3 protein-coding genes are annotated in these 3,634 nt (G+C 53.4%); all 3 read right to left on the bottom strand.

All coding sequences use genetic code 11. The features are described 5' to 3' along the window. Positions 1-205: 205 nt before the first annotated feature. Positions 206-1,195 (bottom strand): transglutaminase family protein, encoded by a 990-nt coding sequence (locus AB4037_RS34345; RefSeq protein ID WP_441774632.1) that lies wholly within the window; start codon positions 1,193-1,195, stop codon positions 206-208. A 199-nt stretch (positions 1,196-1,394) separates the two neighbouring features. After that, the gene (locus AB4037_RS34340) at positions 1,395-1,895 is read right to left on the bottom strand and encodes a hypothetical protein (protein ID WP_441774631.1); all 501 of its coding nucleotides are present in this window, start codon (positions 1,893-1,895) and stop codon (positions 1,395-1,397) included. Continuing rightward, the coding region (locus tag AB4037_RS34335) for an RHS repeat-associated core domain-containing protein (protein ID WP_441774630.1) at positions 1,892-3,634 on the bottom strand (1,743 nt) is incomplete at its 5' end. The genes AB4037_RS34340 and AB4037_RS34335, both read right to left, overlap by 4 nt.

Below are 3,634 nucleotides of genomic sequence, written 5' to 3'. Positions count from 1 at the left end.
GCCCGCATTCCCGATCATTCCCAGCCCCTGACGATTCCAGCGCGCAGCCCCCTGCACGCAGCGCCAAGCTAGGAAATCACCTCACGAGTCTCAATATGGCAAATTTGAGGGAGTGACACATTCATGTCGTAATTCACGCCGACGTCACGGAAGGAGGTAGCAGTTTACTCTGATATCCGCAGCAATTACGCTTGAGCCACGGTCGCTATTGCGTCGGGGTCCATCCCAGTTCCTCCGCACGCTTGAAGGCTTCCTGATTGGCCTTGTAAAGGCCATCGCCATAGAGCCGGACATTAGGTGGCATGTCCGACAATTTGGGGTATTTTGCGATCACCCTGTCTTGCAGGAGCCCACGATAGGCTGTTCCCTTCTTCACCAGGGCATAGACATCCTCCGGCCACGCCTCCAGCAGCAGATCCGCAACGGCGATCGCTTCTTCATAGCGCTGCGATTTAAGCAGATGGTCCAGGATCAGGGTTGTTATCACCGCGACCGTCTGCTGGCGTGGCAAGATCTTCAAGTAGGCCCCTGTCTCGATGGACTTTGGGGTCATCGGAAGCTTTTGTTGATACCAGAGGTCGCGTGTGAAGCCCGCCCCACTCGTCGTTTCCAGATTCCAGGTCTTGCCCGTCGCGTCATCGGTAAATTTTATGAAGATGTGGAGTGGGGCGGTCGAAAGCCCGACCTTCAATCCCAGCCGCTCCCCGAGAACAAGGAAGAGAAGCGGCATCGATACGCAATTGCCCTTCTTCGTCGCAATGTAGGTCGACAACTGCTGTGTGCCGATGTCCTTGCCATAGGGGTCATTGAGATCATACTGAAAAGGACTGTTCTTATTCCATCGACCCGATTGGTACAGAAAAGCGCGCAAAGCCTTCATGCGTTCCATGCTGCTGCCGACCTGCTCCGACGGTAAGGTTGCCAGCATCTTCCCGATCTCGGCCAGCATGGCTGCGAGTTCGGTTTCGACGGCAGCCGAATTCTGGGATGGATCAACGAAACTGTCGACGGCCAGTTTGATCTGGCCGTAGTCCATCTTGTCAGGCGATGCGTGAAGCAGGGTACGGACGAGCGAAACCGCATCCTTCTGGACCAGCACTTCTGCCCTTGCGGATGAGATGCATAGCGCCCCCATGAACATAGTAGCTATCAACCGCATAAAAAGATCTGCAAAGACACCAAAGCGAGCTGACATAGAATAGAATCTATCGATTATGAAGCATAAAAACACCAAAAGCGCCAATTATCACACTAATAACTAATATTGACTTTCAATTCACATCAAACGCGCGCCCGATTTGATTATAATAAAATATTAAAAAATAATAACGTAATAAAAATTCTTTCAATATTAATGAATATATAATTATATATCAAAATACAGTTATAAAAGACTACCATATCTCTATTTGTTCCAGATCTGGCACATCGCCTCCAAAATACAATCTAACTCCATTTTCTAATTTTATTGTTGCCACAGTCTCCTCTGACGATAAAGCGCTATCCTCATCTGAGAATTTTAGCTGATTTTCGAAAAGAAAATCTTTAACTGAAGGCAAACACAAATCTTTTTTAGGAGGAATTCGTATATACGAAGCGGATGAGTTATGGCTACCTCCAAATAAGATTCTATTTCTCTTAGACTTATATGATGGTATTTTTATATAATACACATTTACATTCGAATCTTCCGCTCTGACGTGTATCTCGACCTGGCCGAAGATCATATAGGCACTAAACATCTCCCCTGGGGAGAACCCCCAGAATTTTGGTACTCCTAGGACCTCACCGAATTCATTTAATGATGTGCCAATTGCAACAGGGCCAGCACGTGCACCCTTAATACAGTCCCAGAGATCTATTCCCCTGACTTTTTCTTCATATTCAGTAGTCATTCATTATTACCTTGATGGTCACCATTATTTCCATTGTTATTGTTATTACCGTTTTGATCATCTCTTTTTTCCGCCAGCTTTTGCTCAGCGATGCCTTTCAACCTTTCCATTCCCTCTCGCCATTGGCGAGTTTGCTTGTCATTAACCGGATGGTTCAGGGCGCCGTCAATTTGGCCAATTAATTTTCCAAGTCCTTTTTCTGTATTAAGTTCCGCTTTTACCTTTCCTGCTGCAACGTCGAAACTCTTACCTTCTTTAGATGGTCCCACCGGTGTTACGCCAATTACTCCCTGGCCGTTTTCGTCAACGTCGGGGCGCAAGCCGACTTCCTCTTCTTTCCCTTTAAGGCCGGGAGCTGTCCAATGAGCTCCTTTATTGCCCCAATCACCGAAACTTCCGGCCCCAGAATACCCTCTTGCTTCGACCGCCGTTTGTTGTTCGGGGGCCAGTGAGGGATTGACAGCAGGAGCCGGCACAGGCTTTGCATTCTCCAGGGTGCGCATGACTTTGAGAGCCTGGTATGCTCGCATTGCCCAAGAGGCAGCTCCCTGAAGAGGAAGCGCCACTGTGCCCGTTCGGATTTGGCCCTCTGATATCTCGCGTTGAAGGCGATCGTAGTCAACGTAGTGCCCGCTTGGATCCTTGACATTGATGGGGTTGTTATCGGCATAGGCGTATCGGTTGGTTCCGACGCCTTCCTGTGTGGGGTCCCACCAGTCGGGGGAGACGAAGCGTGCGATGTGGGGATCGTAGTATCTGGCATTGAGGTAGAGCAGGCCCGTCTCGTCCAGGCGCTCGCCGATATAGCCGTGATCCTCCTTGGTCGTGGTCGAGGTCGTCACCGGCTTGGCCAGCCCGAAGGGCTGGTAGCGCGTGGCGATGCTCGTCGTGCCCGCCTGGTCCGCCACCACACGCACCGAGCCCAGATGGTCCTTGATCAGCGTGAACGTCTTGGCGCTCGCCCCCGTGCCCTCGATCTTGATGTCGGGCATCGGGTACTTCACCCACAGCGGCGTCGTCGGCACGCACGGGTCCGTCGAGCCCTCATAGCTCACCCGCTCGTCCCCGAAGATATAGGTCGTCGTCTCCGTCGGCAAAGGATTGGGCGCCGTCGTGCAGCCCCGCGGCGAAGCCTTCGTCACCTTCTTCACCCGGCTCCCGTCCGGCCCATAGAAGTAAGTGCTCGTCGCCCCGGGGCTCTCCCCCATATAGGCGCTGACGATCTGGGTCGGACGGTTCATGCCGTCCCAGCTATAGGTGCGCCCATGACCGGTGGTCATGTTGCCATTGTCGTCATAGGTGAAGAAGGTCGTGCCCGCCACGCCCACAGCATGCGGGCGCAGCGCGTTCGGGCCCTGCGCCGGATAGGTGTAGGTGCCCACATCCGTCTTCGACGTCAGGTTCCCCGCATCGTCATAGCTGTAGGTCTCGTTGAACGAGGCATTGCCGGCATTGCTGGCCGAGGTCAGTTGGTCCAGTTCATCATAGCCATAGGTCCAGGCATCGCTCGAGGCGCCCCCTGGCGACGTGATCGCATCGATCCGGCCGGTGGCGGCCCGGCCATAGTTCAGCGACAGCAGGTTCGTGCCCCCCTTGGCCGCCGTCAGGCTGTTCAGCCAGCCCCGCGTGGCGTCATAGGCCGACGTGCTGGTCACCCCATTGGCGTAGGTGGTCGCCAGCGACTGCCCGGCCGCATTGTAGGTCACGTTGCCGACCAGGCCGGGGATGGAAGTGAGCTG

This window comes from Labrys sp. KB_33_2, assembly GCF_052114505.1.
Lineage (GTDB): Bacteria > Pseudomonadota > Alphaproteobacteria > Rhizobiales > Labraceae > Labrys.
Note: the sequence above shows the minus strand (reverse complement) of the source record. Positions and strands in the feature narration are given on the sequence as shown.